General features: G+C 46.5%; 21 protein-coding genes and 1 tRNA gene. 16 read left to right on the top strand and 6 right to left on the bottom strand.

What is annotated here, in order from left to right:
- Positions 1-14: 14 nt before the first annotated feature.
- The 8 genes from hfq to ICN22_RS07575 all read left to right on the top strand — a co-directional run bounded on the left by hfq (position 15) and on the right by ICN22_RS07575 (position 9,311).
- Entirely contained in the window at positions 15-257 is a 243-nt protein-coding gene (hfq, locus tag ICN22_RS07610; RefSeq protein WP_216169736.1) for an RNA chaperone Hfq, read from the top strand.
- Complete coding sequence (gene hflX, locus ICN22_RS07605) at positions 217-1,491, top strand: GTPase HflX (RefSeq protein ID WP_369411578.1); 1,275 nt, start codon at positions 217-219, stop codon at positions 1,489-1,491. Before hfq ends, hflX begins: the two co-directional genes overlap by 41 nt.
- The gene (gene hflK / locus ICN22_RS07600; RefSeq protein WP_216169734.1) at positions 1,484-2,986 is read left to right on the top strand and encodes an FtsH protease activity modulator HflK; all 1,503 of its coding nucleotides are present in this window, start codon (positions 1,484-1,486) and stop codon (positions 2,984-2,986) included. Before hflX ends, hflK begins: the two co-directional genes overlap by 8 nt.
- Positions 2,986-3,858: a protease modulator HflC gene (gene hflC, locus ICN22_RS07595; RefSeq protein ID WP_216169732.1), complete on the top strand. Its 873-nt coding sequence runs from the start codon at positions 2,986-2,988 to the stop codon at positions 3,856-3,858. The genes hflK and hflC overlap by 1 nt, the downstream gene beginning before the upstream one ends.
- An 18-nt stretch (positions 3,859-3,876) precedes the next feature.
- On the top strand, positions 3,877-5,040 hold the full coding sequence (locus ICN22_RS07590) for an ATP phosphoribosyltransferase regulatory subunit (protein ID WP_216169730.1): 1,164 nt from the start codon (positions 3,877-3,879) through the stop codon (positions 5,038-5,040).
- 50 nt (positions 5,041-5,090) lie between these two features.
- Positions 5,091-6,431: an adenylosuccinate synthase gene (locus ICN22_RS07585; RefSeq protein ID WP_216169728.1), complete on the top strand. Its 1,341-nt coding sequence runs from the start codon at positions 5,091-5,093 to the stop codon at positions 6,429-6,431.
- A gap of 59 nt (positions 6,432-6,490) precedes the next feature.
- Complete coding sequence (locus ICN22_RS07580; RefSeq protein WP_216169726.1) at positions 6,491-8,707, top strand: malate synthase G; 2,217 nt, start codon at positions 6,491-6,493, stop codon at positions 8,705-8,707.
- 100 nt (positions 8,708-8,807) lie between these two features.
- Positions 8,808-9,311, top strand: a complete 504-nt coding sequence (locus tag ICN22_RS07575; protein ID WP_216169724.1) for a hypothetical protein — start codon at positions 8,808-8,810, stop codon at positions 9,309-9,311.
- A 96-nt stretch (positions 9,312-9,407) separates the two neighbouring features.
- Here the strand turns inward: ICN22_RS07575 and ICN22_RS07570 are convergent, their stop codons facing one another.
- Positions 9,408-9,563, bottom strand: coding sequence for a hypothetical protein (locus ICN22_RS07570; protein ID WP_216169722.1), 156 nt, complete (start codon positions 9,561-9,563; stop codon positions 9,408-9,410).
- A 173-nt stretch (positions 9,564-9,736) separates the two neighbouring features.
- Between ICN22_RS07570 and ICN22_RS07565 the strand changes: the two genes are divergently transcribed.
- Genes ICN22_RS07565 through ICN22_RS07550 form a run of 4 tightly spaced genes read left to right on the top strand, consistent with a single transcriptional unit; the run spans position 9,737 to position 11,858 of the window.
- Positions 9,737-10,423, top strand: coding sequence for a dienelactone hydrolase family protein (locus tag ICN22_RS07565; protein ID WP_216169720.1), 687 nt, complete (start codon positions 9,737-9,739; stop codon positions 10,421-10,423).
- A gap of 24 nt (positions 10,424-10,447) precedes the next feature.
- Positions 10,448-10,945, top strand: a complete 498-nt coding sequence (locus ICN22_RS07560) for a hypothetical protein (protein WP_216169718.1) — start codon at positions 10,448-10,450, stop codon at positions 10,943-10,945.
- A 9-nt stretch (positions 10,946-10,954) separates the two neighbouring features.
- Positions 10,955-11,659 carry a class II aldolase/adducin family protein gene (locus ICN22_RS07555; protein ID WP_216169716.1) on the top strand — a complete coding sequence of 235 codons (705 nt, stop codon included), beginning with the start codon at positions 10,955-10,957 and terminating at the stop codon, positions 11,657-11,659.
- A 16-nt stretch (positions 11,660-11,675) separates the two neighbouring features.
- The gene (locus tag ICN22_RS07550) at positions 11,676-11,858 is read left to right on the top strand and encodes a 4-oxalocrotonate tautomerase (protein ID WP_216169714.1); all 183 of its coding nucleotides are present in this window, start codon (positions 11,676-11,678) and stop codon (positions 11,856-11,858) included.
- A 158-nt stretch (positions 11,859-12,016) separates the two neighbouring features.
- Here the strand turns inward: ICN22_RS07550 and ICN22_RS07545 are convergent.
- A tRNA-Leu gene (locus tag ICN22_RS07545) sits at positions 12,017-12,103 on the bottom strand.
- A gap of 144 nt (positions 12,104-12,247) precedes the next feature.
- Here ICN22_RS07545 and rnr point away from each other — a divergent pair.
- A complete protein-coding gene (gene rnr, locus ICN22_RS07540) occupies positions 12,248-14,650 on the top strand; it encodes a ribonuclease R (protein WP_216169712.1) in 2,403 nt (800 codons plus the stop codon).
- Positions 14,651-14,679: 29 nt separating this feature from the next.
- Positions 14,680-15,435, top strand: a complete 756-nt coding sequence (gene rlmB / locus ICN22_RS07535) for a 23S rRNA (guanosine(2251)-2'-O)-methyltransferase RlmB (protein WP_215304220.1) — start codon at positions 14,680-14,682, stop codon at positions 15,433-15,435.
- Positions 15,436-15,452: 17 nt separating this feature from the next.
- Here rlmB and trxC read toward each other — a convergent pair whose 3' ends face one another.
- Together trxC and tal are read right to left on the bottom strand one after the other, a co-directional pair.
- A complete protein-coding gene (gene trxC, locus ICN22_RS07530; protein ID WP_216169710.1) occupies positions 15,453-15,875 on the bottom strand; it encodes a thioredoxin TrxC in 423 nt (140 codons plus the stop codon).
- Between the two features lie 30 nt (positions 15,876-15,905).
- Positions 15,906-16,874, bottom strand: a complete 969-nt coding sequence (gene tal / locus ICN22_RS07525; protein ID WP_216169863.1) for a transaldolase — start codon at positions 16,872-16,874, stop codon at positions 15,906-15,908.
- A gap of 110 nt (positions 16,875-16,984) precedes the next feature.
- Here tal and rpiA point away from each other — a divergent pair, with 110 nt between their 5' ends.
- On the top strand, positions 16,985-17,695 hold the full coding sequence (gene rpiA, locus ICN22_RS07520; protein WP_216169708.1) for a ribose-5-phosphate isomerase RpiA: 711 nt from the start codon (positions 16,985-16,987) through the stop codon (positions 17,693-17,695).
- 221 nt (positions 17,696-17,916) lie between these two features.
- On the opposite strand, the gene ICN22_RS07515 is transcribed toward rpiA, so the two are convergent.
- Together ICN22_RS07515 and argA are read right to left on the bottom strand one after the other, a co-directional pair.
- Positions 17,917-18,189, bottom strand: coding sequence for an oxidative damage protection protein (locus ICN22_RS07515; RefSeq protein WP_215304216.1), 273 nt, complete (start codon positions 18,187-18,189; stop codon positions 17,917-17,919).
- Positions 18,190-18,245: 56 nt separating this feature from the next.
- Positions 18,246-19,610, bottom strand: a complete 1,365-nt coding sequence (argA, locus tag ICN22_RS07510; protein ID WP_216169706.1) for an amino-acid N-acetyltransferase — start codon at positions 19,608-19,610, stop codon at positions 18,246-18,248.
- Between the two features lie 17 nt (positions 19,611-19,627).
- Here argA and hrpA point away from each other — a divergent pair, with 17 nt between their 5' ends.
- Positions 19,628-23,710: an ATP-dependent RNA helicase HrpA gene (gene hrpA, locus ICN22_RS07505; RefSeq protein WP_439650985.1), complete on the top strand. Its 4,083-nt coding sequence runs from the start codon at positions 19,628-19,630 to the stop codon at positions 23,708-23,710.
- Positions 23,711-23,752: the final 42 nt, after the last annotated feature.

Below are 23,752 nucleotides of genomic sequence, written 5' to 3'. Positions count from 1 at the left end.
CATTAAGGAGCAGTATGAATAACAGCAAAATCCAATTACTACAGGATCCTTTTCTCAATGCCTTGCGCAAAGAGCATGTTCCCGTCTCCATCTATCTTGTTAACGGTATCAAGCTGCAAGGCAATATTGAATCATTCGATCAATATGTTGTTCTCTTGCGTAACACTGTAACTCAGATGGTCTACAAGCACGCTATTTCTACAATTGTTCCTGCTCGTGCAGTGGAGTTCCGTACGGAAGAAGTTAACCCTGTTTAAAACTGGTGTAGATGCGGCGCGTGCCGTTTTAGTTGGTGTCGATACAGGCCGCGAAGATTTTGCGGACAGCATGGCAGAGCTCAGCCTGCTTGCAGAGAGTGCTGGCTCCGTACCCATCACTAGCGTGATTGCCCGCAAGGGTAAGACGGATCCCGCTTTATTTATTGGTTCAGGTAAGGCGAACGAAGTTAAAAAAGCGATGGAAGAACAAGGTGCCGAATTGGTTATCTTTAACCATCCGTTATCCCCGACTCAGCAACGCAATTTAGAGCGCCATATTGGCTTTCATGTGATGGACCGTACGGGGCTGATTTTGGATATCTTTAGCCAAAGAGCACAAAGTCATATTGGTAAAACGCAGGTTGAGTTAGCGCAGGTTCGCTACCGTATGTCTAGACTAGTGCGTGCCTGGAGTCACTTGGAGCGTCAACGCGGCGGTATTGGTGTTCGTGGCGGTCCTGGTGAAACCCAGATGGAGCTCGATCGACGGATGCTAGCAACCAAGGCTAAACGTCTAGAGTCTGAACTTGAGAAGCTTCAGCGCCAGCAAAGAACCCAAAGAAGAGCTCGAAACAGAAGGGACGTTTTTTCAGTTTCGCTGGTGGGTTATACGAATGCCGGTAAATCGACTTTGTTTAATTCCCTTACAAAAGCAGGGACTTATGCGGCAGATCAGTTATTTGCAACCCTGGATACGACCTCCCGTAAAGTCCATTTAGACGGTGTGGGTTCAATTGTGGTTTCTGACACAGTAGGCTTTATCCGTGAGTTGCCGCACCAGCTGGTAGAGGCCTTCAGAGCCACCTTAGATGAAACCATTCATGCGGATCTGATTCTGCACGTGATTGACGCCTGTAGCCCAGTCGCAAGGGAGCAAAAGGCTGAAGTAGAGGCTGTTTTACGAGAAATTGGAGCCGATGACATCCCCCGCATAGAGATCATGAACAAGATTGACCAGATGCCCCAGACCTTTACGGAAGGTGCTGTCCTGGTGCGCGATTCTGAGGGCATTCCAAGTCAGGTTTTCCTTTCCGCTAAGACAGGCCTAGGCCTTGATTTATTGCGATCAGCCCTTGCTGAATGCTCCCAAATGACTGATAGAATAAGGATCGAGCAGAATCGCTCTAAGGTTCAAATGGACCCAGACGAGTTTTTAGCTCCTTTACCAGAACGACCAGAAACTTCCGAATTTAATCCGATACCTAACCGTAAGTACTCACCAAACGATGCGTAAATTTCTCGAACTGTTTTCGGTCAATGATCCAGGCTGGGGTAACAGTGCCCCGGGTAACGGATCTAAAGACGCTAAAGAGGGCTCAGCTTCTGACAAGGCTCCTAAAGTAGATCCTGCTAAACCGGGGTCGGATAAGCCTGTTGAAACCCCACCTCAAAATCAGCCCGCACGACCCAATGGTCCACCAGACCTTGATGAGTTGTGGCGCGACTTTAATGACCGCCTGAGCGGTATTTTTGGTGGTAACAAAAAGCCAGGCTCCACATCAAGTGCGCCAATAAATAAGCCGAACAGTACAGATATTCCTCCACCATCGCAGCGCGGTAATGGCGGCGGTAGTGGTGGCGGTGGGTTTAATGTACCCAACTTTAATTTCACCAACCCCTTTGGTTCCAAAGTCACAGTGATCATGGCTGCCGGCGGAGTATTTTTACTGTGGATTTTTAGTGGTTTCTACATCATTCAAGAAGGCCAGTCGGGCGTAGTTACTACGTTTGGTAAGTATGCTTACACCGCAGGCCCCGGTATTAACTGGCGTATGCCTTGGCCTGTTCAGACTGAGCAAGTTGTCAACGTCTCCGGAGTGCGTTCCGTTGAGGTCGGTCGCTCTATTTTGATTAAAGCAACAAATCAAAAAGATACTTCCATGCTTACGGAAGATGAAAACATTATTGATGTTCGCTTTGCAGTTCAGTACCGCTTAAAAGATCCAACCGATTATTTATTTAACAATCGCGATCCCGATACTACTGTGGTGCAAGCTGCCGAAACAGCAGTACGTGAAATTGTGGCACGCAGCAAGATGGATACCGTTTTGTATGAAGGTCGTGAAAAGATTGCGATTGATTTGGCTGCCTCAATACAGAAAATTCTAGATAGCTATAAAACTGGTATTTACGTGACGAGCGTGACCGTTCAAAACGTTCAGCCACCTGAGCAAGTGCAAGCTTCATTTGATGATGCTGTTAAGGCTGGTCAAGATCAGGAGCGCCTCAAGAGTGAAGGCCAAGCCTATGCCAACGACATCATTCCACGTGCAAAAGGTACGGCTGATCGACTGATTCAAGAGGCTGAAGGATATAAGGCTAGGGTGGTTGCAACCGCAGAGGGTGATGCAAATCGCTTCAAGCAAGTCCAGACTGAATATGCAAAAGCACCCGCCGTGACTCGTGATCGTATGTACATTGATAGCATGCGCGAGATGTATAACAACGTATCTAAAGTTTTGGTAGATACTACCAAGAGCAATAGCATGCTGTATTTACCTCTCGATAAAATCATTGCACAAGTCAGCGCAGAAAGTGCCCAAGTCGCTACTGGTCAGGCAGCAGCTGCAACGCCTACTGGGTCTGTGACAGTGGGAGGTGCGACAGGCAATCCAGCGGCCCCATTTAGTAACAATGCAACTACCCCAAGCCCAAGCAATACCTCAGGTGTTGGTGCTTCCGAAAAACGCGACGGCCTAAGAAACCGTGATAGAGGGGATGCAAGATAATGAATGCAAATCGTCTCTTAGCTGCTATAGCTGGCCTGATCGGCCTTTTCTATTTACTGACTTCAAGTATTTTTGTAGTCGATCAGCGTAACTATGCTGTGGTGTTTTCATTTGGGCAAATTGTGCGCGTGATTGAACAGCCCGGCTTGCAAGCGAAGCTCCCGGCGCCTTTTGAAAACGTCCGCTTCTTTGATCGTCGTATTTTGACTATTGATACACCAGAAGCAGAGCGCTTTATTACCTCTGAGAAGAAAAATCTCTTGGTAGATTCTTATGTGAAGTGGCGGATTGTTGATCCTCGCAAGTTCTTTGTCAGCTTTAAAGGTGATGAACGCTTGGCACAAGATCGCTTAACTCAGTTAGTACGTTCTGCCTTGAACGAGGAGTTCACTAAACGCACAGTCAGAGAGATCATTTCTGATCAACGTGAGCAAGTGATGCAGGGTATTCGTAAAAAGGTAGCGGATGATGCTTCAGATATTGGCGTTGAAATCGTCGACGTTCGCCTCAAGCGTGTAGATCTACTAGCTGAAATTAGTGATTCTGTTTATCGGCGTATGGAAGCAGAGCGTAAACGCGTTGCCAATGAGCTACGTTCCACGGGTGCTGCAGAGTCCGACAAGATTCGAGCCAATGCAGAACGTCAGCGTGACACGATCTTAGCCGAAGCCTATCGTGAAGCACAAATGATTAAAGGTTCTGGCGACGCAAGGGCTACGGCTTTATATGCTGATGCATTTGGGCGTGACCCTCAATTTGCTCAGTTTTATCAGAGCCTCCAGGCTTATCGAAGTTCCTTTAAAGACAAGAGGGATGTCATAGTCGTTGAACCCAATGGCGAGTTCTTCAAATTCATGAACAAAAAAAATTAAGATTGAATATTTCAAATCATGAATCGCTGGTTACTTCCTGAAGATGTTGCTGATGTTTTGCCAGCCGAGGCTCGTAAGGTAGAGACTTTGCGTCGCGCTATTCTGGATTTATATCAGTCCTATGGCTATGAGCTAGTTGCCCCTCCTATATTGGAGTTTCTAGATTCTTTGCTGACTGGTACTGGTTCAGATCTAAATCTACAAACATTTAAATTGGTTGATCAGTTATCTGGCCGAACATTAGGCCTGCGTGCCGACATGACTCCGCAAGTTGCTCGGATTGATGCGCACTTACTCAATCGTAAAGGCATAACCCGCCTTTGCTATGCAGGATCTGTTGCCCATGCACGCACACCAGTAGGTAGCTCTGCTCGTGAAGAATTGCAACTTGGCGCAGAGATTTATGGATGCGCTACTTGGGAAGCGGATTTTGAGGCGATCTCCTTATTACTAAAAACCTTGAGTGTTGCTGGACTGAATAAGGTCTACCTCGATCTCTCACATGCAGGTGTGCTTGAAGGAATTCTGGATGGGCAAGTTAAAGAGAAGACTGATGTCGAGGCTTTGTATAGCTTATTACAAAGCAAAGATCGCCCACGCTTAGCGATTTGGTCTAAATGCTTACCGGCCAAGTCTGCGAAAGCCTTAATGGCGCTTACTGAATTAAATGGGCCTTGTGCGCAAGTAATGGCCGGCGCTAGAAAGTCTTTACCGAAACATCCATTGATTGATGAGGCCTTAGCTCAATTAGAAAAATTAGCCGCAGCAACTGATGCACTTCCAGGTAATGTTGAGCTCAGTATTGATCTAGCGGATTTACGTGGATATCAATATCACAGCGGTGTGATGTTCGCGGCTTACGTTGATCAGTTGCCACAACCAATTGCGAGAGGTGGCAGATACGATCACGTTGGCCAAGCATTTGGACGCTCCCGTCCTGCTACTGGCTTTTCAATGGATTTATTGACCCTGGCTACCCTTGCGCCTGTAGTGCAAAGAAAGCCCGCTATCGTAGCGCCTTGGACGCTAGATACTGACCTAGCGGCCAAGATTGCCGAGTTGCGCGATGCTGGTGAAGTAGTCATTCAGGCTCCTAGTGGTGATGCTGTAGAGACTGCTGAATATCTTTGTGATCGTGGGCTAGTAAAGCAAGGGAGCTCATGGGTAGTAAAAAAGCAGTAAATACTATTTGAACAACACATTAATTCTGTAATTATCTTTTGGATTTCATTATGTCTTTAAAGCAACAAGCTCATGGTCGTAACGTCGTTGTCATTGGTACCCAGTGGGGTGACGAGGGCAAGGGAAAGGTAGTAGATTGGTTGACTGACCATGCGCAAGCAGTTGTACGTTTTCAGGGTGGACATAACGCAGGTCATACGCTGATTATTGGCGGTAAAAAAACGATTTTGCGTCTGATCCCCTCCGGAATCATGCATAAGAACGTGATTTGCTACATTGGTAATGGTGTTGTACTCTCTCCAGAAGCACTCTTTAAAGAAATTGGTGAGTTAGAAGCTGCCGGCTTAGATGTGCAGTCCCGATTGAAGATTTCTGAAGCAACAACGTTAATCTTGCCTTATCACGTAGCCATTGATCATGCCCGTGAGAAAAAACGTGGTGATGCCAAGATTGGTACAACTGGTCGTGGTATCGGACCAGCCTATGAAGATAAGGTGGCACGACGCGCTTTACGTGTTCAGGATTTGTTTTATCCGGAAAAGTTTGCCGCGCAATTGCGTGAGAACTTGGAATATCACAACTTCATGCTCACAAATTACTATGGGGCCGAGCCAGTTGAGTTTCAAAAGACATTAGAAGAAGCCATGTTTTATGCAGGGCGTATTAAGCCAATGGTGGTTGATGTCTCAAGCGCCTTATATGCAGCAGAGCAAGCAGGCCAAAACTTATTGTTCGAAGGTGCGCAAGGTACTTTGCTAGATATCGATCATGGCACCTACCCATACGTGACCTCCAGTAACTGTGTGGCTGGTAATGCTGCTGCTGGATCTGGCGTTGGCCCGGATTCTTTGCAATATATCTTGGGTATCACTAAGGCATATTGCACGCGTGTTGGCGCTGGCCCATTCCCAAGTGAGTTATACGACTTTGATAACCCAGCCAAGCAAGATCCTGTTGGTATCCGTCTGGCTGAAGTGGGTAAGGAGTTTGGTTCTGTTACCGGCCGTCCACGTCGCACTGGTTGGTTAGATGCTGCCGCACTCAAGCGCTCTATTCAGATCAATGGATTGACCGGACTTTGCATTACTAAGCTGGACGTACTGGATGGCTTTGAGACTATTCGTCTTTGTGTGGGCTATATCCTTGATGGTCAAAAATTAGATGTATTACCGCGTGGCGCTGAAGCTGTTGCGCATTGTGAGCCAATTTATGAGGATTTTCCAGGTTGGAAAGGAACAACTTTTGGTATTCGTGAATGGGACAAACTCCCAATTGAGGCACAGAAGTTCCTGCGTCGTATCGAAGAAGTTGCAGGAAAGCCGATTGCCATGGTCTCAACAGGACCGGAGCGCGATGAAACGATTCTTCTGCAACATCCATTCAAAGGTTAATCAAGCGCCTCCTTTTTAACTTTTATATTTAATTTACACATTCGCTTTGGGATTTAGAAATGACAGCACGTACACAATGTAATAGCCTTCAAGTAGCTACACCGCTTTACCGTTTTATTGAAGATCAAGTTTTGCCCGGCACAGGAATTAAAAGCGCAGACTTTTGGAAAGGTTTTGACGAGATCGTTAAAGATCTGAGTCCAAAGAACGAAGCTTTACTAGCTAAGCGTGATCGCTTGCAATTGGATTTGGATAAATGGCATCAAGCCAACCCAGGCCCGATCAAAGATATGCCCGCTTATCGCAAGTACTTAAAAGAAATTGGTTATATCGACGATGTACCTGCCAAAGTGATGGCTACTACTCAGAATGTGGATGACGAACTGGCCCTGCAAGCCGGTCCTCAGCTGGTTGTTCCGGTGCTCAATGCGCGCTATGCCTTAAATGCTGCAAACGCGCGTTGGGGCTCTTTGTACGATGCTCTTTACGGCACAGATGTTATTTCTGAAGAAGATGGCGCTACCAAGGCCGGAGCCTACAACCCTATTCGTGGTGCTAAGGTAGTCGCCTACGCGCGTCAATTTTTAGATCAAGCCGCTCCTTTGGCTAAAGCCTCTTACACCGATGTAGTTGCCTATGCCGTTGTAGATAAAAAACTGTCCGTGAAATTAAAAGACGGCAGCACAACAGGTTTGATTAATGATAAACAGTTTGTTGGCTATCAAGGCGATGCCTCTGCACCATCATCTGTCTTGTTGCGTAATCATGGCATTCATATTGATATTCAAATTGATAAGACAAAAACTATTGGTGCTTCTGATTTAGCGGGCGTAAATGATGTGGTGCTTGAAGCTGCACTCTCAACCATCCTAGACTTAGAAGACTCAGTAGCAGTGGTGGATGGCGATGACAAAGTGCTGGCTTATGAGAATTGGTTGGGCATTCTCAAGGGCACCTTAGTTGAAGAAGTCAGCAAAGGTGGTAAGACTTTCACCCGCACGCTCAATGCAGATCGCAAATACACAGCCGGTATTGGTGCTGTCAATGCTAAAGATGGCCTTGTGACTTTGCATGGCCGATCACTCTTGTTTCTGCGTAACGTTGGTCACTTGATGACTAACCCCGCCATCATTACTGGCGATGGTAAGGAAATCTACGAAGGCATCTTAGATGCGGTAGTGACTGTCTTGATTGCTTTGTATGACATCAATCGCCCAGCGACTCAGGCTATTGGTAATACACGTAAGGGCTCGGTCTATATTGTTAAGCCAAAAATGCACAGTGCTGAAGAAGTGGCATTTGCTGGCGAGCTCTTTGGTCGGGTTGAGAAATTACTTGGCTTACCTGAGAACACAGTCAAATTGGGCATCATGGATGAAGAGCGCCGTATGAGTGTCAACATTAAAGCTGCCATCGCTGCCGCTGGTGCTCGTGTTGCCTTTATTAATACTGGATTCTTAGACCGCACTGGTGATGAAATGCATACCGGTATGTATGGTGGCGCTATGGTTCGTAAGGGTAGGATGAAGATTGCTAAATGGTTCGGAGCTTATGAGCGCCGTAATGTGTTGGCAGGCTTAGATTGTGGCTTACGTGGTCGCGCACAGATTGGTAAGGGCATGTGGCCTGCACCAGATCTCATGAAAGAAATGGTGGAACAAAAAGCTGCACACCCTCAAGCTGGAGCGAATACTGCTTGGGTACCTTCGCCGACTGCCGCTACTTTGCATGCAATTCACTATCACCAGGTCGATGTAGCCAAGATCCAAGAGGATATGGAAAAGCAGGACACTGCAGCCGAGTATGAGGCCTTAACCGATGATCTCTTGACGGTACCCATTGCGCTGTATCCTGATTGGACTAAAGAGGAAATTCGCGAAGCTCTGAATAATAATTGCCAAGGTATTTTGGGTTATGTAGTTCGCTGGATTGATCAAGGCGTTGGTTGTTCTAAGGTGCCTGATATCTATAACGTAGGCTTAATGGAAGATCGCGCAACATTACGTATTTCTAGTCAGCACATTGCTAACTGGTTGCTGCATAAGTATGTAAGCAAAGCCGAAGTAGAGGAAGCTATGCAACGAATGGCTACTATCGTGGATAGTCAAAATGCTGGCGATCCCTTGTATAAGCCGATGATGCCAAACTATAAGGATTCTTATGCTTATCAAGCTGCAAGCGATCTGATCTTTAAAGGTCTTGAGCAGCCAAACGGGTATACCGAACCATTGCTGCATGCTTGGCGTTTGAAGGTTAAGCAGGCGCAAGCAAAGTAATCTGAGGTGAGTAGCAAATGTGAATGGATTTGTCGAAAGGCAAGTCCATTTTTTCTTTGCTCAGAACTTCCCTAAATTCCTCTACACTTCCGACTGCCCTATGCTGAATTTTTTAAACCTCTTCACCAGACTATCTAATAGTCGCGGCCAAGAGCTGGGCTTTCAAGTGAACGATGGGGGTAGGGAGCTTGCAGGATTCAAGGGTGGGGCTGGTGACTGTGTGGTTCGAGCGATTGCGATTGCTGCCCAATTACCTTATTTGCAAGTCTATGAAGATCTTCGTGCTGCTAATGCAGCTTATGCTGATCAGCGAAATGACAAGTTGGCTAGGCGTCTCAACGCCAGGGGCGCTTCACCGCGTAACGGCAATCATCGCAATGTGTTTCATGATTACATTGTGGGTCATGGATTTGATTGGGTGCCTACTATGCAGGTTGGTGCTGGCTGTAAAGTGCATTTACTAGCAAATGAGTTACCCTCGGGTAGATTAATTGTGAAGGTTTCTAAGCACCTGACAGCTGTCATTGATGGTGTTATTCAAGATACCCATAACCCGTCTCGGGGTGGGTCACGCTGTGTTTATGGTTATTACATCTTGCGCTAGGGGTACTACAGATAAAGAAAAAGCCTCCAAAGGACAGAGGCTTATTTCATAAAAACGACCAATAACAGCCTAAAACAGAGCTAAATCAGCAATAAATTACCAATTTCCACTAGTTCTACGTGATTCCTGCTCCATTACTTTAGCTTCGCTAAATGCTGCTGCCAACACTAGGAAAAAGTCTTTAATTGCCAATAAAGGCTTAAAGCTGATAGCTGATGCCTGTTGAAACTGTACTGAGTTTGAATGTGCCATGGTGAGCTCCTTAAGGGTTAACCCTAATGATACACCTTATTCTTAGCAATTGCAGCTTCTGCCTATAAAGCCCCACCTTGATGATGCGGCTTGCTTACTTTCTGCTAGGCGGGCTATATTCACAAGGATAAACAAGCGGCGTAAATCAATATATTTGAAAAAGAAAGATTGTGATGATTTCATTTAAAAGACCAGATGGCAATTCAGTAGAGGCCTATTTGATTGAGCCAAGCAACCCAGTAAATGCTCCTGGCGTGGTGGTAATTCAAGAGTGGTGGGGCCTTGATGATGAGATCAAGAATGTTGCTAACCGTTTAGCTAAGGCAGGATACCGTGCCTTGGTTCCGGATTTATACCGCGGCAAGCTCGCCCTGGAAGCAAATGAGGCAGAGCATCTCATGAATGATCTGAATTTTGGTGATGCTGCTAGTCAAGATATTCGTGGTGCTGTTCAGTACCTCAAGGCAACAGGTAGCGCAAAAGTTGCTGTCACCGGTTTTTGTATGGGCGGAGCGCTCACAGTCCTGTCAGCCGGCCTTGTTCCAGAATGTGATGCAACAGTGGTTTGGTATGGTTACCCTCCGCTGGAGTATGTTGATGCGCCGGCTATTAAAAAGCCGATGTTGGCACACTGGGCTCTTCATGATGAATTTTTCTCCATTGCTGGTGTAGATCAACTCGAGGGGAGGTTGAAATCCGCTGGAGTTGATTATGATTTTCAGCGCTACGATGCTAAACATGCATTCGCCAATCCAAAGTCAGACGCTAGGGGCTTGCCACCATTGCAATACAACCCAGCTGCCGCTGATTTGGCCTGGAATCGCACGATGGCTTTCCTAAAAACTCAGCTAACTGCATAAGCACTTTACTTACAGATTTACTTTATGCATCTTTTTTCCGAAAATCTCGCTGTTGAACTTTCTTCTTATTACCGAAATCTTGCCTTAGGGCATGGGGTGATTCCCAAGGTCTTTACCTTGGTCAATGGAGAAGGGAGTCAATACCTCTTTTTTATTGATGACTTGCGTATGAATACGGAAGAAGAAAATCTTTTTTTGGCGTATGTCGTGCAGGAGCATGAGGCAGTTTGCTACGCTCGTGGAACTTTAGTGGTCCTAGAGAAGTCTCAACAGCTCATTGAATTTGCAGTGATTGATCAGGATGATGCGCAAGCAATCGTGTGCTCCGCCCAACTGACGAGAGATATTGACGATAAGCCGATTGGGTTAACGGAGTTTGAAAAGATCTTGGCTCCCAAAAAGACAATCTTCTTTAGTGGACTCTTTGAGCCGATTGAGCTATCCGAAGATAGGGCGGAAGGGTTTGAGGGTCTTTGGGATGAAATGAAACCCAAGATTTTGCATCGTTCTATGGGGCTCTAGTTCTTCGATATGACGAATCAAACTGAGAAAGAAGTTCGAGTCAATTTAGCTGCAGCCTATCGTCTCGCTGCGTTGAAGGGGTGGGATGATGGTATTTATACCCATATTTCAGCTTCTATTCCAAATGAAGAGGGCGCTTACCTCATCAATCAATTTGGTTTGCGCTTTGATGAAGTATCCCCAGATAATTTAGTCAAGGTGAATGTTCAAGGAGAAATCCTCTCAGGCCTAGGGCCAGTGAATCAATCTGGTTTTGCTATTCATGGAGCGGTACATGCGGCTAGACCAGACGCGGCATGCGTGCTGCATCTACATGTTGATTCCGTCATTGCTGTCTCAGCACAAAAGCAAGGTCTACTACCAATATCGCAGCATGCCTTACGTTTCTATAGTGATATCGAAAGGCATCGCTATCAAGGGCTAGCCTTATCAGCCTCAGAGCAAGTAGGTCTCATATCAGCCCTGGGAGATAAAAAAGCTTTATTGTTAGAAAACCACGGCAGCATCATTTGTGGAGTCAGTATTCAGCAGGCATTTTATTTAATGGATGTATTGGATAAAGCCTGCAAAATTCAACTGTTAGCAGGTGAGGTAGAGGGGTTGATAGTTCCCGATCCGGAAATTTGCAGGATGACTTACGAGCAATTGTGTAGTGATGGTGATGAGGAAGGTCAGTTAGAGTGGCCAGCTTATCTAGGTTTATTAAAAAAATAGTGAATAGGAGATATCTATGCCATTAATTCAAGTTCAAATATTTGAGGGTCGCAGTGATGAGGTTAAGCGCGAGTACGCTATGGCAATTACGGAGGCGGCGGTCAAAATTATGGGATGCAGTGCTGAATCAGTCGATGTTATTTACCGAGACGTTAAGAAATCAGATTGGGCGACTGCAGGCAAGTTATGGAGTGACTAACTTTGCGTATGAATGAATACACGATGTAGCGAGCTAAAAAGGGCTTGCAATCTCAGAAAGCACTCCCATATAGGCTTTAAGTATTTTTGTGTAGAAACGGCCAGTTTTCTCTATATTGACCTTGTATTATTAGGCGTAGAGCGGTGCTCGACCTTGTTTGGTGCCCAGGAAGGGACTCGAACCCCCACAACCTTACGATCGCCAGCACCTGAAGCTGGTGCGTCTACCAATTTCGCCACCTGGGCATGCCGTTATTATAAAGGTATGTGCCTTTTGGCCCACCTCTTCACACGTTTTGGCCTTTCACCCTTCAGACTTGATGGTTTGATACAGTAGGCTAATTCAGAATTTTTATTGAAATATAAGGCATGTATTGCCGAAGGAATTAAATGCGTAAAGCAAAAGACTTGGTGCCACGCGAGGCTGACCGCTTAGGTACAGTCCAGGGTCACCGAGATGGATTTGGATTTGTTATCCCGGATGATGGTGGTGAAGATATTTTTCTTTCTGAAAGAGAAATGTCCCGTGTCATGCACGCAGATAGAGTCAATGTCAGAGTATTAGGAACAGATCGGCGCGGTCGTCCTGAAGGTCAGATCGTGGATGTCATTTTGCATGCCAATAAAGTAGTCATTGGGCGGCTCTTAAATGAGAATGGTGTTTTGATTGTTGCGCCAGAAGACAAGCGCATTGGTCACGATATTTTGATTCCACCAAAAGGCCAGGGTAATGCCAAATTAGGTCAAGTGGTCAGTGTCGAGATCATTGACTATCCCGATAGTTACCGTCAAGCCGTTGGTCGTGTTATCGAAGTTTTGGGTGAGATCGATGACCCTGGTATGGAAATCGAAATCGCTGTCCGTAAATATGGTGTACCCCACGTATTTTCAGCGGCCGCTAAAAAAGAAGCAGAAGCCTTACCCGATACCGTCAGGCAATCCGATTTGGAGGGTCGTGTGGATTTGCGCGATGTTCCTTTAGTTACTATTGACGGTGCTGATGCGCGTGACTTTGATGATGCGGTGTATTGCGAACCAGTGATGCACGGCAAGAGCAAGGCTTGGCGCCTGATTGTCGCGATTGCTGACGTATCTCACTATGTAAAGCCAGGACATCCTTTGGATGATGAAGGACTTCTGCGTGCGACTTCAGTGTATTTCCCGAGAAGGGTGATACCGATGCTGCCAGAGAAAATCTCAAATGGCCTTTGCTCTTTGAATCCTGGTGTTGATCGCTTATGCATGGTGTGTGATTCGGTAGTGGATAGTAGTGGTGTAGTGTTGGCTTATCAGTTCTACCCCGCAGTCATGCATTCTGCGCAGCGCTTTACATATGACATAGTGTGGGAGATTCTCTCGAACAGCAAAGGCCCCGAAGCAACACGCTTTGCTCAGCTCAGGCCTCTACTGACCAATCTCTATTCCCTGTATAAGATTTTGCTAGACGCACGTCAAAAACGTGGTGCTATCGAGTTTGAAACTACTGAAACCCAGATCATCAGTAATGAGTTGGGTAAGATCTTGCGCATTGAACCCCGTCTGCGTAATGACGCACACCGCTTGATTGAAGAGTGTATGTTGACAGCAAACGTTTGTGCAGCAGATTTCATTGATAAAAATAAGCATCTCAGTCTCTATCGCGTTCATGGTGAACCTTCCGAAGAGAAGTTGGTCACTTTGCGTCAAGTCTTGCGTACCTCCGGTTTGTCATTGGGCGGTGGTGAAAAGCCGAAACCCAGAGACTATGCCAAGCTGATGCGCGAAATCAAAGAGCGACCTGATGCCAATATGCTGCAGTCGGTTGTTTTGCGTTCTATGCAGCAAGCTATGTACCAGCCTGATAACGAGGGTCACTTTGGCCTTGCGTATCGAGCGTATTCTCATTTCACAAGTCCGATTCGTCGTTATCCCGATCTCTTGACTCATCGCGTTATTAAAGCAATTCTCATTAAGAAACCGTATACGCCAGTATTGCCCCCAACGGTGCCATTAAATCTTACTTTGCCACGCAAAGGTAAGGGTCGTGAAAATGCCGTGAATGCTAAGAAGTCTCATAGCGATGCAAAGGAGGCTGCAGCTAATGGCACGCGTTTACCTAAATTGCCTAAGGGCGCTAATGCGGCAATGCCTATTTGGGGTCAGCTGGGTGTGCATTGCTCATCGAATGAGCGCCGTGCAGATGAGGCATCTCGTGATGTAGAGGCTTGGCTCAAGTGCTACTACATGCGCGATCATTTGGGTCAAGAATATGCTGGCACGGTTACTGGGGTAGCTACATTTGGTTTATTCATCCAATTGGAAAATCTCTTTGTTGAGGGCATGATCCATGTAACTGAATTGGGTGGTGATTACTTCCAATACGATGAAGCCCGTCAAGAATTACGTGGCGAGAGAACGGGTATTCGGTATCGCTTAGGTGATCGGGTTCATGTATTGGTCAGCCGAGTAGACCTAGACGCTCGTAAAATTGAATTTAGTTTGGTGAAATCGGTTGGCTTAGAGCCAGGTGGGACCACCAATCGCCGCCAAATTATATTGGCAAGCGATACCGGTAGACCCAATAAAAAAGCTGCACCCAAAAAAGGCCGCCCTGGTAGTAAAGAACCGCAGAAGCATTCTGGTGTAAATGTAAATGCTGCCAAATCTGCTGGCAACCTGGGTGCAAATCAATCTAAGAATCAAGCTGGACGAACCGCAAGTAAAGTTGCGAAGTCTGGGAAGCCTACAAGACCTGCTGGCAAACCTGCAGGTACAAAACCACCCGTTCGCATTACTAAAGCGCGTCGTAAATAAGTGGCAATATCAGATCGAGATAAGTAAAGATGAAGCAAATATTAGTTGGTTTTCATGCAGTACAAGCGCGCTTACGAGTGGATGCAGCAAGTCTGAAGTCAGTTTATTTTGATCCCAGTCGGCGTGATCGCCGTATGGGTGATTTTCTTAAGCAGGCTGAAGAAATTCTAGGTGAAAGACTGCATGCCGCCGATGCCGAGCGACTTCACAAACTCGCAGGTCATGATCGCCATCAAGGGGTGGTTGCACTGGCCGAAAAGATGACCATTGCTAGGACTATTACCGAGGTAGTAGAGGATGCGGAAAGTAATCAAAGCAAGGTAATGTTTTTGGTCTTGGACGGTGTAACTGATCCCCATAACTTTGGTGCATGCTTACGCGTGGCAGATGGTGCCGGTGTAGATGCTGTAGTGATTCCTAAAGACCGTTCAGCCTCAATTAATGCCACAGTCAGCAAAGTATCGAGCGGTGCTTCTGAAGTAATGCCTGTCATTACCGTTACCAACCTGGTTCGAAGCATGAAAGAAATGCAAGAAGCGGGTGTTTGGCTCATCGGCACTGATGATGAAGCTGAAAAATCGATCTACGATTTAGATCTGACCGGTCCCATAGGTATTGTTATGGGTGCAGAGGGTGAGGGCATGCGCCGCTTAACCCGTGAGACTTGTGATGAGTTGGTACGTATTCCGATGAAGGGTGTCGTAGAGAGTCTGAACGTATCCGTTGCCAGTGGCGTCTGCTTATATGAGGCGCTAAGACAGCGTTTATCCAAAGAGCCTAAATAGCAAGGCCACTCACTGGCTCAACCAATTAATTGCTTTACAAATTGCTCTAGTTGAGCTGGCGGTAGAGCACCGCTAATACGGTACACTTCTTTGCCATCCTTAAATCCTGCTAGGGTTGGGATTGAGCGAATATTCCATTGCGATCCGAGTACTTGCTCTGCCTCGGTATTGACTTTGACAAACAAGACTTGATTTGCATTAGTGCTAGCACTTGCCTGAAAGGTCGGACTAAACATCTTGCATGGCCCACACCATGGTGCCCAGAAATCCACTACGACTGGTATTGTGGATTGAGTTACCAGTTCGCTAAAGTTAGCTGCTGTGGCGTTAATCGGAAGTGATAGGAGTTCTTGTTGACAGGCTCCACAGATAGGCGTTTGATTGAGCTTTTCAGCTGGAACACGATTTCCTTTATTGCAATGCGGGCAGTGAATAATCATCTCGACTCCTCAATCTAGCAATTTACAGAATTAGTGACTTAAGAGCGCTTCGAGTTTCTCAGTATCGATACAGAAATTTCTAATCCCTTCAGCTAGTTTTTCAGTTGCCATCGCATCATTATTTAACTGCAATCTAAAGTTCGATTCATCTAGCTTGAGTGCTAGGATATTTTCGCTGGCAAGCGCGCTAGTTGCATTACTGGCATTCAGCTTTTTCTCGACCACAGCAGTACTTTTCTGTAGATCGCCCAATAGCTCAGGGCTAATAGTCAATAAGTCACATCCAGCTAGCTCTAATATTTGACTGGTATTACGGAAGCTGGCCCCCATGATCTCGGTACTGATTCCGAAGTGTTTGTAATAGTGGAAGATACGCTTGACCGAGGTAACGCCAGGATCATTTGCTCCGCCATTGTTTTCATCGCTCCAATTACTGCCAAGTTTTGTTTTATGCCAGTCGGTGATGCGCCCTACAAAAGGGGAAATCAATTTCGCATTGACTGCACCGCAAGCCGCCGCTTGTACCAAAGAGAAGAGCAGCGTCATATTGCAATGAATGCCTTCCGCCTCTAAAGCTCTCGCTGCCTCAATTCCTTCCCATGTACCAGCAAGCTTAATCAAGACACGTTTACGGTCGATCCCATGTGATTCATATAGCGAGATGAGGTGCTGAGCCTTCTTAATCGTTGCCAGAGTATTAAAGGAGAGGCGGGCATCAACTTCAGTCGAAACTCTGCCCGGGACGATCTTCAAAATCTCTAGACCAAAAGCAACTAGGATATGGTCGACTAAATCGACAGGTTTTAAGCCAGGATGCGCTGATTTGACCTGATTTACCAAAGCCTGATAGTTGGCTTGTTGCGCAGCCTTCAGGATGAGGGAGGGATTGGTAGTGGCGTCTTGCGGTTGGTATTCCCGCATACGTTCAAAGTCGCCGGTATCGGCCACGACGGTAGTAAATTGTTTGAGTTGGCTCAGTGCGCTTGCAGGTGATGTCATGGCTATTGGCAATACTCTCGATGAATTAATCAGGTGATATAGATTGAATATCATATGATAGATGGATAAATAAGGCTGTTCCAGTTCAGATAAGGATATTGGGCAAGATCATGAATCAAGATCAACTAAAGCAATTAGTAGGTGAGGCGGCTCGGGATGAGGTATTAAAGCTACCCGCAGGGCAGATCTTGGGTATCGGGACGGGCTCTACCGCAAATTGTTTCATTGATGCCTTAGCACCTCATAAGGATCATTTCGCTGGTACGGTGTCTAGTTCCAATGCCACGACCGAACTCCTCTTAAAGCACGGTTTTAAGGTCTTAGATCCGAACGAGGTGAATCATCTACCTGCCTATGTGGACGGTGCTGATGAAATCGATCCTGTTGGCTACATGATTAAAGGTGGCGGCGGTGCTTTGACCCGCGAAAAGATTATTGCTTCCATGGCCAAGCAATTTATCTGCATCTGCGATGCCTCAAAACAGGTTCCGGTATTGGGTAACTTTGCATTGCCTGTGGAGATCATTCCCCTGTCAAAAGGCATTGTTACTCAGGAACTGGCTAAGTTAGGCGGCACAGTCACACTCAGAATGAGCAAAGAGACCCGTGCAGACTTAGGTCAGACACCAAGCCAAGCTTTTGTGACCGATAACGGCGGCTGGATTTTGGATATTGCTGGTTTAAAGATCGCCAATCCCATCGCTCTTGAGTCACAAATCAATCAAATCGCTGGCGTAATCACTGTGGGTTTATTCGCAAAAGAGAGGGCGAATATTTTGTTGGTGAGCAATGCCTCTGGCGTGAGTAGGATCACCTTTTAATTAAAAAACCCGACGGGGCAGCAAGCTGATCCATCGGGTTTGTTTGCCATGATGATTCATGGCGCAGGCAAAGGGAAGAATTAATGTTCCCAATGCCCATAAGCACATAGATATGCTTACTAGTAGTGGCTTTCGCCAATGTAGCAGATCACACAAACTGACTGACTACGATTTCATCCTATGCTTCTGAATTTGACTCGTCAAGAGATATTCAAAAAGAATTATTCAGCTGGCGGTACATAGCCCTGAGCCATGTCTGCACCACCTTCAAAGAAGTATTTTTCAACTTGCTTGAGGAGGTACTGACGAGCACGAGGGTCGGCCATATTGAGGCGATTCTCATTAATAAGCATGGTTTGGTGTTTCAGCCAGGCGGCCCAAGCCTCTTTAGAGACTTGATTCCAAACTTTCTTACCGAGATCGCCAGGTAATGGTGCGAAGTCCATACCTTCAGCTTCTTTATTCAGTTTGATGCATTGAACCATGCGTGCCATTTGTGTTGCCTTTCAAATACGGTGTGCTATAGAGAAAATATAAAACGAATAATTTATTAAAGATCTTTGGTTAAGACCATCGATTTACGATCCCAGTTGTAAATTTGCTTTCTTTCCTCTGGAAGATCTTCTACCGAAGCGCGCTTAAAGCCGCGCTTCAAAAACCAATGTTCTGTTCTAGTAGTCAAGACGAAAAGCTTCTTGATACCTTCCTGTTTTGCTCGCATTTCAACGCGCTTGAGCAAACGCTCTCCATCGCCTGAACCTTGAACATCTGGATCTACTGCGAGACAAGCAAGCTCACCTACGCCATTCGGGAATGGGAAGAGGGCTGCACATCCAAAGAGAACCCGGTCGTGCTCAATCACAGAGAAGCGCTGAATATCGCGCTCAATGACATCCTGGCCCCGTGCAGCCAGAATGCCCTCATCTTCGAGTGGGCTGGTGAGTTGCAAAATGCCACCAACGTCATCCTGGTTAGCTTCACGTAAATTCTCAATATCGGATGAGGCCAGCATCATGCCAATACCATCATGGGTAAAGAGTTCTTCCAGGAGGGCGCCATCTCGGTTGCAAGGCAAGAAGTGCACCCGACTGACGCCAGCACGAATAGCTCTGCCAGAAATATTCAATAAACTCTTCATGCCTATGTCGAGTTCTGGATGTTGGGCTACGTACTCTTGAAGCTGGGGCATTGAGAGTTCAGTGATGAAGTCATCTTCGTCATCTTTCAAACCGGTATAGGGGCTCAAGAAAATTAACTTATCCGCTTTGAGTGCCACAGCAGTAGATGCGGCTACATCCTCAAAAGCGAGATTAAATGCTTGACCTGTTGGCGAGAATCCCAAAGGCGAGAGCAGTACGATCTTATTGCTATCAAGCGAAAGCTTAATAGAGGTGGAGTCTACTTTACGAACCAAGCCAGTATGAATGTAATCAATTCCCTCAACTACGCCTACAGGCATTGCTGTAATAAAGTTGCCTGAGATAACAGAAATTCGTGAGCCTGCCATCGGAGTGTTAGGCAAGCCCCGACTAAATGCTGCTTCGATATCGAGGCGTAATTCACCAGCAGCTTCTTTGACACACTCAAGGGCGGCTGCATCGGTAATCCGATAGCTATGCATTGCGCTTTGGCCAAATTGACTCTTAATGTTGCGGAGCATGAGTTGCTCTTCAATTTGCGGGCGGATACCGTGAACCAAAACAATCCGCATGCCCATGGCGTGCAGCATGGCGATATCTTCAATCAGATTTTCTAGGCCAATTTCTTGAGCTAGTTCACCTGCAAAGGCAATGACAAAGGTCTTCTCGCGAAAGCTATGGATATAGGGCGCAACATCACGCAGCCATCCTACAAAAGGAAAGTTAGAGCTGGATTCTTCGGCATTTGAGCCGGGATTCGGTGCATTTGTTGGCATAGTGAGAAAATTATAGGGTGCAAGAGCCATTAAACCAACAAAAACCCAAAGCAAGCCCTGAGACTGTGCCTGCTTCCAACACCCTTCGACGGCTAGAAATTCGCTTTCCGGAGGAGTTGCCAGTATCAGGCCAACGTCAAATCATCAAGGATGCCTTGAGTGCTCACCAGGTTGTGATCGTCTGTGGTGAGACTGGTTCTGGCAAAACAACTCAATTACCCAAAATCTGTTTAGATCTTGGCAGAGGCACTATGAACGGTGGTCGCCTCATTGGGCACACTCAACCTCGTCGTATTGCTGCTACCGCCACTGCAAAGCGTATCGCCCAGGAGTTGGGCACTCCCATTGGCCAAGACGTTGGCTATCAAGTGCGTTTTGCTGATAGAACCAGTCAGGGCGCTTCAATCAAGTTGATGACCGACGGTATCTTGCTGGCAGAAACACAGCGAGACCCCCAGCTGCGTTCCTACGACACTCTCATTATTGATGAGGCTCATGAACGCAGCCTCAATATTGATTTTCTATTGGGTTACCTGCGACAGTTGCTACCCAAGCGCCCAGACCTCAAGTTGATCATTACTTCGGCCACCATTGATGCAAAGCGTTTTTCGGACCACTTCGCCTTGAATGGCAAGTCTGCTCCGGTAATTGAGGTGAGTGGGCGACTTTTCCCGGTGGAGCAACGTTATGAACCACTAGAGCCTGAGGTTAAGCCTGATGGAAAAAAAGAATCTAAAGAAGCCAAGGAGCTTTCGGACGCTGTAACAGAAGCAATTGCAAAAGTATGGCGCGAAGGTGTCTCTGGTGCAGGAGATGTGCTGGTTTTCCTGCCCGGTGAGCGGGAGATCCGAGATTGTGCTGAAACTCTCAGAAAGGACCATGTTCTTCAGCAGCGCTTTCATCCGGAGATTTTGAGTCTCTTTGCTCGTCAATCGGTTGCGGAACAAGAGCGCGTATTTAATCCCGGTAATGGTCGACGTATTATTTTGACGACTAACGTTGCTGAGACTTCATTAACAGTTCCGAATATTCGTTATGTCGTCGATAGTGGCTTAGCTCGCGTCAAACGCTACTCCTACCGCAACAAAGTAGAGCAACTTCAGATCGAGTCAATTTCTCAGGCGGCAGCCAATCAGAGAGCAGGTCGTTGTGGTCGTGTGTCAGATGGTATTTGTATTCGTCTCTATAGCGAGCAAGATTATTTAAGTCGGCCCAAATTTACTGATCCAGAAATTTTGCGTAGCTCATTAGCGGCAGTCTTGCTTCGTATGAGCTCTTTACGTTTACCCCGTATTAAAGAGTTTCCATTTATTGATAAACCTTTGGGTCGCGCGATTGCCGACGGTGTACAGCTTTTAGATGAGTTGGGCGCTATTGTCTATGACGATGTCACCATCAATAACGATACAGATAGCAACAGCAGATTCAAGCTCACCCCCATTGGTAAACAGTTAGCGGATCTGCCATTAGATCCTCGGATCGGTCGAATGCTGTTAGCGGCCAAAGAGCACAATGCATTGCGTGAGGTCACCATCATCGCCTCAGCTTTGGCTACACAAGATCCACGTGATCGACCTATGGATCAAGCAGCAGCCGCTGACCAAGCGCATTTGCAGTTTGCGGATGAGCGTTCCGAGTTCCTAAGTTTTGTCAAACTGTGGGATTGGCATCAAGATGCCTTGAAGCACAAGCACAGCAATCGACAATTAGAGAATTTATGCCGTAGTAAGTTTTTGTCACCAAGACGTTTGCGTGAATGGCGCGATGTTCATAGTCAACTGCACACGATGTTGGCTGAAAAGGGCTGGAAAGAAAATCCATCCGCCGCGACTTACGAACAAGTTCATCTTTCGCTATTAACGGGCCTCTTAGGTTATGTGGCCAAAAAAGAAGAGGACGAAAAATCTCATGAACGTGGCAGCAAGACGGGCAGCTATATGGGTGCACGCGGTATTCGTCCCTTTATTTGGCCGGGTTCAACGATTGGTAAAAAGGCCGGTGCTTGGATTTTGGCTGGCGAACTTCAGGAAACTAATCGCATGTATGCTCGCACAATTGCAAAAATCGAGCCTGGGTGGGTTGAGAAAGTTGCAGCCCACCGCCTGATTAAATCTTTGAGTGAGCCATTCTGGGATAGCCGTCAAGGAGAGGTCATGGCTTTTGAGCGTGGCACTTTATATGGTCTGCCGATTTATCACGGTCGTCGCGTTCGTTATGAGCCACACAATCCAAAAGATGCGCGTAATTTATTTATTACCCAGGCCTTAGTTCAAGAAGAGATGTTTGGCCGCATGGATAGCCCAGCATTGATGCGGGAGACTGAGGCCGATGCTAGAAAAAAATATCCTGGGACTTTTGAATTCTTTTGGCACAACCGCAGGCTGATTAAAGAGATTGAAGCTTTAGAGCATCGCTCACGACGTCCCGATGTCTTGGTCGATGATGATCTCCTTTTTGCTTTTTATGATTCACGCATTCCTGAAGATGTTCTTAGCAGGGAGAGCATGAAAGCCTGGCTGCTAAAGTCATCGGCGAGCAAAGGCATTGCTGAGGAGTTCCCCGACAGTCTTTTGCGTTTAGCTAAAGCGGATTTAATGCGTCATGAGGCAGCCGGCATTACGGTTGATCGCTATCCAAAAAAAATGATGGTTGGTGGAAGCGAACTGAGTTTGACTTATCACTTCGAGCCTGGTAGTCCTAAAGATGGAGTAACACTGGTGGTGCCTTTGACTCTATTGAATCAGGTTGATGGTCGTCGATGTGATTGGTTAGTTCCAGGTATGTGTGAAGAAAAAATTGGGCTATTACTCAAATCACTCCCCCAGAAATTACGTCGCCACTGCGTTCCACTGCCCGAGTATGCTAAATCTTTCTTAGAGCGGATGCTATCAAGCAAGCAATTTGGGGTAGGCGACTTTTTAGATAGTCTCATTACCGATATTCGTAAAGAACGTGGCTTAGAAATTAAGCGTACCGATTTCAGGCCTGAATCCTTACCTTTACATTCTTCAATGAATTTCCGCCTAGTCGATGAGCACGGCCGTCAGCTCGAGTTAGAGCGCAATTTATCTCGATTACGTGGTGAATATGGAGAGACTGCTCGCACAGCCTTCCAAGCCATAGCGCAGCAAGCAGTCCATGATGAGCTCGGGAGTGGTGCCCCAGTAAATAACTTAAGCCCTGTTGGCAAAGCCAATCAAAGCGCTAATGCATCTTTAGTAAAAACGGTGGAGCAGGGTGGTTATCGAAACTGGGACTTTGGTGAACTGCCCGAGACTCTAGAAATTCAGAAAGGCAATAGCACCTTATTTGGATACCCTGCCTTGGTCGATCGTATCGAAGCATGTGATCTTGAAGTGTTTGATGATTTGCTGGAAGCTAGAAAACATCATTGGCAAGGATTGCGCAGATTATTTGCACTATCAAATAAAGACACGCTCAAGGCATTACAAAAACAACTCCCTGGAATTCGGGAACTTGGATTGCTGTTTATCAATATTGGATCTGTTGATAGCCTAATTGAGCAAATCCTCAATATCGCCTTAGAGCGGGCATTTATGAATGATCCGCTTCCCGTGAATGCAGAGCAATTTGCAGAACGTTTGCAAGCAGGCAAGCCCCGTTTGGCTCTGATTGCACAGGAGATTTCAAAACATGCCTTGGCGGCATTGCAGGCTTATGCGGATCTTCAAAAGAAATTGTCCCAAGCCAAGGCTGCCTCAGTCACTGCTCATGTGGATATTCAGAATCAGGTCCAAGCTCTCATATTTCCTAAATTTGTTTCAGATACGCCATATAGCCAGTTAGTACATTTCCCTCGCTATCTCAAGGCTATCGCCATGCGAATTGATAAATTGCGCGCTAACCCTAGCCGAGATTCACAGTGCCAAAAAGACTGGGAGTCGGTTGCTAGACCATGGCAAAAACTCGTTCAGGCTGGCCATGGCTCTGCGGCATCTGCCGCTAATGAAGATCAGGCTTTAGCGGATTTTCGTTGGCAACTCGAGGAATTGAGAGTGGCCTTATATGCTCAGGAGTTAAAGACCCCAAGCCCAATGTCCTTAAAGCGCCTAGAAAAGATCTTGGCTAGCTTGCGATAGATCAAGGGATTCTAGTTAAAGGCCTACGTAAGATGAACCAAT

The organism is Polynucleobacter bastaniensis, assembly GCF_018882205.1.
In the GTDB taxonomy this organism is placed as follows: Bacteria; Pseudomonadota; Gammaproteobacteria; order Burkholderiales; family Burkholderiaceae; genus Polynucleobacter; species Polynucleobacter bastaniensis.
The sequence above is the reverse complement of the archived record's forward strand: the minus strand, read 5'-3'. Positions and strand labels throughout refer to the sequence as shown.